At 63.4% G+C, this 4,920-nt stretch carries 4 protein-coding genes and 1 pseudogene; 3 read left to right on the forward strand and 2 right to left on the reverse strand.

Going from position 1 to position 4,920, the window contains the following annotated elements; translation table 11 throughout:
- A partial coding sequence (locus tag ACRCSW_RS25120; protein ID WP_438708386.1) for an ATP-binding cassette domain-containing protein occupies positions 1–502 on the reverse strand: 502 nt, incomplete at its 3' end.
- A 7-nt stretch (positions 503–509) separates the two neighbouring features.
- On the reverse strand, positions 510–1,286 hold the full coding sequence (locus ACRCSW_RS25125) for a phosphate/phosphite/phosphonate ABC transporter substrate-binding protein (RefSeq protein ID WP_438708387.1): 777 nt from the start codon (positions 1,284–1,286) through the stop codon (positions 510–512).
- Between the two features lie 79 nt (positions 1,287–1,365).
- Between ACRCSW_RS25125 and ACRCSW_RS25130 the strand changes: the two are divergent.
- The 3 genes and pseudogenes from ACRCSW_RS25130 to ACRCSW_RS25140 all read left to right on the forward strand — a co-directional run.
- Positions 1,366–1,560 (forward strand): annotated as a pseudogene (locus tag ACRCSW_RS25130) (IS3 family transposase); the annotation flags it as partial.
- Between the two features lie 595 nt (positions 1,561–2,155).
- A complete protein-coding gene (locus ACRCSW_RS25135) occupies positions 2,156–3,910 on the forward strand; it encodes an SLC13 family permease (protein ID WP_438708388.1) in 1,755 nt (584 codons plus the stop codon).
- A gap of 124 nt (positions 3,911–4,034) precedes the next feature.
- Positions 4,035–4,920, forward strand: an 886-nt coding sequence (locus tag ACRCSW_RS25140) for a glycerate kinase (protein WP_438708389.1), incomplete at its 3' end; no start/stop codon positions are given.

Raw genomic sequence — 4,920 nt, forward strand, 5'->3', positions numbered from 1 at the left:
CACCTGAAAGGCTGTCGACCCGTTGCAGCGCCCGATCCGCCAGCCCGACCCGAGCAAGGCAAGCCATTGCCTCAGTGCGAACCTCGGTCGGGGCGAGCCATTGCCACCAGCTGCGCGGACCGCTCAAGCGCGACTGTACACCATGCAGAACGTTCGCCAGCGCCGAGACTCGCGGTACAAGGTTGTGCCTTTGCCAGACGACCCCGATGCGCGACCGGAACCGGCGCAGGTCGCGGGCGCCCAGCGCGCCTACATCCTGGCCAAGCATCTCGATCCGTCCCGACGTAGGGTCGGTCAGCCGGATCAGGCATTTCAGCAAGGTGGACTTGCCAGATCCGTTGGCCCCGATTACCGCCAGTGAAGTGCCCGCAAAGGCCGTGAAGGACACGCCCTGCAGAATGGTCGGGCCGCCATAGGATTTGACCAGGTCGGAAACGGTCAGAACAGGCCCCACCGCCGTGGAGCCTGCCAGTTCGATGCCCGCGGTCAGCGGTGCGTTCATTGATCCATCACTCGAGGAAAGCGAGGAATTCGGTCACGCCGACGTTTTCGTACATCTTGCGAACGCCATCGTAGTCGGCATCCGTTACATCGGGTGTGAAGCCGCCGCCGATGAACTTTGCATTGGCCTCTTGCGACGTCACGGCCGCGAGAATTTCGTCGCCGTGTTCGGCAAAGGCCTTGCGGACGATCTCGATGGTCTCGGGCTTGACGGTTGGAGAGGCCAGCAAGACATCGTTCGGCAGTTCCGGGCCCTTGACCAGCACGCGGAATTTCTGGTCGGGGAATTTTTCCGTGATGGATTCGATATGGGTGCGGTTCAGACCGATAGCGGCGATTTCGCCCTTGATCATGGCTTCGACCGCGACATTGCGGTTCAGGAACACCGGCTCGTAGTCGGTACCGTAGACCAGTCCGCCTTCGGCCAGCAAGGTGGCAGGCGCCAGGTGCTGCGAGGTCGAGCCGATTTCGCCGAACGAGATTTTCTTGTCTTTGAGGTCGGCGACCGACTGCTCGGGAGCGCCGTCAAGCACGACAATGTTGGAATAGTAGTCGGGGCGATTCCAGGTGACGACCGGCTGGGCTTTCATCCTGGCGTTGAACACCACGTATTCGGCGGGACCGGTCAGCACGAAGTCGACCTGATCGGCGGCCATCGCCTCCACTGCAACAGTACGCCCGGAAACGGCAAAGAACTCCACCTTGAGGCCCGAGACCTTCTCGAACACATCCTTGAACGGTCCCATGTCGGTTTGCAGCGCTTCCAAGCCGTCGATGTCGGTCACGGCGAAGCGGATTGTTTCCTGCGCGGCTGCAGCTATTGCGTCAAAAGCGCCGAAAAACACGGAAGCAGCGATCACACCCGCCCAAGCCGAGAGCTTCATGAAGACGCTGAAGGTAGAAGAGGTTTACATCGCGGGCTACGAAACGTTCGCCGAAGTCGCAGATCGCTTGCCGATCTTCATCGAGCACGTCTACAACCCGAAGAGACTGCAATCAGCCCTCGGCTACCGTCCACCCGAGGAATTCGAAGCACTAATCGCTCAGAAGGCGGCTTAGTTAGATGGAACCCTGTGGTCCAGCCCGTGGGGTTCACTCCAATACCCCCGAATAAGGGGTCAATCTTGCATGCCAAAACACATCGGGTCAGCTTCTAGCGAAACACAACTGCACCGTCGCACGCCGCCCCAAGAAGGTGGAACAAGTTCTTTGTTACATCGACCCCAACGATTGTAACCTCTTCCACTGATGCCTCCTTCCGTTTCCTTGAGCTCCAACAGCCGAGGTTTGGCACATTGCGACGCCGTCAGGGTAGGAGGCATCCACCCCATCACCTCGATACGGCGATGCCGTCGGTGGGTGGCCACATGATCAACGCGCGCAACGGCTCGTGGCCGTCATCCGAGGGACGGTTGTCGCTGCGGTTCGGCTTCCCCAGGCCGGTCATTCGCGCTCGGGCCTTCGCTGCGCTGCGAGCACGATTGCGGTCGCTACATTGCCGACAGACCGTCGGACGATCGGTTTCAACATGTTCGACGGCATGTTTTCTATCGGCATCACACAGTTTGCGACGTTTTTGTGTCAGCGCGCGGAATAAGCTCGTCGCTGAACCGTATTCCCTCCCATCGCACCAAGACTGGATGGGAGAACAGCCATGACCACAACCACCGCAAACGAGCATCGGACCTTTGCATTCGGACCGCCGCCGAGAGAGGCATTCGCCGCCGTGGTGGCGCTTTTCGTGGCCTGGGCGCTCTGGACCCTGCCCGAGGCGCTTTCGCCGGAAGGGCGCAAGGCGCTGATCATCACAGCGCTGGCCGTCATCGGCTGGACGATGACGCGGCTTCCCGATTCCCTGGTGGCAATCGCGGCGGCACTCGCGCTCGTCTTCGCGGGGTCGCTGACCGAACAGCAGCTTTTCGCGGCAATGGGGTCGGAACTCGTCTGGTTGCTGATTGCCGCCTTCGTCATTGCAGCCGTGATCCGCAAGAGCGGCCTGATGGAGCAGGTCGTCGCGCGCGCGCTTTCTCCGTTCCACTCCTTCGCCGGGATCGCCTTTGCGCTTACCGGCATGGTGGCGCTGACCGCGTTCTTCATTCCCTCGACGTCGGGGCGCGCCGCACTTCTCCTGCCGGTGTTCCTGGCGCTTGCCGACCAGATGCCCGACCGTCGGCTTGCCCGCCCGCTCGCGCTGCTTTTCCCGACGGTCATCCTGCTGTCGGCGGGCGGCTCGTTGATCGGCGCGGGCGCGCATCTGGTTGCCGTTGACGCGATCTCGCGGGCCGGTGGCCCTGCAATCGGCTATGCCGACTGGTTCCTGCTCGCCTTTCCGGTGACGATGGCCAAGTGCCTGGCCGCCGCCGGGCTGATCCTGTGGCTCTTCGTCCCCGCCGACCTGCGGACAGCGCGCCTTACCCTCGCCCGCCCCGCCGGGAAGCTCGATGCGCGCCAGCTCCGGATCGGTCTTGTGCTGGTCGCGCTTGTCGCGCTGTGGGCAAGCACGGCCCTGCACGGCATCTCCATCGCCGTCGTTGCCCTGATCGGTGCGCTTGTCCTGCTGACCAAGCCGTTTGCCGCGCAGAAGACCAAGGAGGTCTTCAAGGGCGTCGACAGCGAGCTGATCGTCTACCTTGCAGCGACGGTCCTTGTCGCAGATGCGCTGATCATCAGCGGCGCGGACAAGTGGCTGGCCGACGGCGCGCTGACGATGATCCCTGCTGGCTTTGCCACGAACACCGCCTTCGCCGTCGCATTCATCACGATCGTCTCTTTGTTCACCCATCTCGTCATCACCTCGCGCAGCGCCCGTGCCGCCGTGCTGATCCCGGCGGTCGCCCTGCCCGTCGCGGCGTTCGGTCACGACCCGGCGCTGATCGTGATGGTGGCGACGCTCGGCACGGGATTCTGCCAGACGATGATGGCCAGCGCTAAACCTGTCGCGATCTACGGCACCCTCGAACGCGAGACCTATCAGCCCGCCGACCTGATGCGACTTGCGGTGCCGCTGATGCCGATCTTTGCAGGAATGCTCGTCGTGGCGGCGCTGGTGCTCTGGCCGCTGCAGCTCGACCGTACTGCGGAACCTGTGGCACAGCCAGCCGCTGTGACCGCCCTTCCCGGACCTTCGGTCGATAAATTCGCCGCCGTTCGCCTGGCGACGGCAACCTACTCCGACCGGGCAGGATTTTCGACGGTGCTGAGCACGTATGCGCCAGTCACAAGCCCGCGCCCCGTCCGGCGACCCGAGGTTCGCGTGGCAGAAGCGGGTGGCGCGGTCGAGCCTGTCAAAGCGAAGGCGTCGAAGGGGAAACCGCGTGTCGTGCGCGGCGTGGAAGCCGAGGTGCGCAAGGCGAAGCGTGAGGTGCGCTCGGCTGTCCGCCAGATTCGGGGTGATCTGGGGCTTTGGTGACCGCACATGGCCGATATCTGCAGAGCCGCCCTCGGGGCGGCTCTAATTATTTGAAATATAATATGGAATAAAACCGTTACAGAGCCGTTTCCCTCCCATGACAACAGCTTTGGGAGATACCGACATGACCTTCACCATCCTGATCGCGCCCTCGGGTTTCAAGGAATCGCTTTCGGTCGACGACGTGACCGAGGCCATCAGCGACGGCGTCGCCCGCGCCCTTCCCGATGCCCGCATCCTCAAGGCGCCGATGGTCGATGGCGGCGAGGGCTTTACCGAGGCGCTCGTCCGCGCGACCGATGGGCTGATGGTCGAGGCGACCGTGACCGGCCCGGTCGGCCGCCCGGTATCGTCGTTCTTCGGCCTGATGGGTGGCCCCGGCCCGCGCACCGCTGTGCTTGAGATGGCCGCCGCCGCTGGCCTTAGCCTTGTTCCGCGCGACATGCGCGATCCTGGGCTGACCACCAGCTACGGCGTGGGCGAGCTGATCCTTTGTGCCCTTGATGCCGGGGCCGAGCGCATCCTGGTGGGTTGCGGCGACAGCGGCATCAACGACGGAGGTGCTGGCATGGCGCAGGCGCTTGGCGCGCGGCTTCTCGACGCCGAAGGGCAGGAGATCGGGTCGGGCGGCTATGAACTTGCCCGCCTTGCACGGATCGATATTTCGGCGATGGACCCCCGTTTGGCCGGTGTCCAGATCGACGTTGCGGTCAACTGGCACAATGTTCTTCTCGGCCCCAAGGGCGTTGCGCGTGTCTTCGGTCCGCAGAAAGGTGCGACGCCCGAGCAGGTCGAACGGCTTGAGTGCGGTCTGATCCGCTATGAGGCCGCCATCCGCGAGGTGACGGGCCTCAGCCTTGGCGCTGCGCAGGGTTCGGGTGCTTCGGGCGGGCTTGGCACGGGCCTTGTCGCCTTCGCCGGTGCAACGCTTCACCCGCGTTTCGATATCGTCATGCAGTACCTGCGCTTTGACGAAATGCTGGAAGAAGCCGATCTAGTAATCACCGCCG

Origin of the sequence: Tabrizicola sp. (assembly GCF_051645465.1) — a bacterium.
Taxonomy (GTDB): domain Bacteria; phylum Pseudomonadota; class Alphaproteobacteria; order Rhodobacterales; family Rhodobacteraceae; genus Tabrizicola.

Coding starts and splice junctions, on each gene's coding strand:
- ACRCSW_RS25135 (WP_438708388.1), top strand. CDS start 2,156: ATGACCACAACCACCGCAAACGAGCATCGGACCTTTGCATTCGGACCG.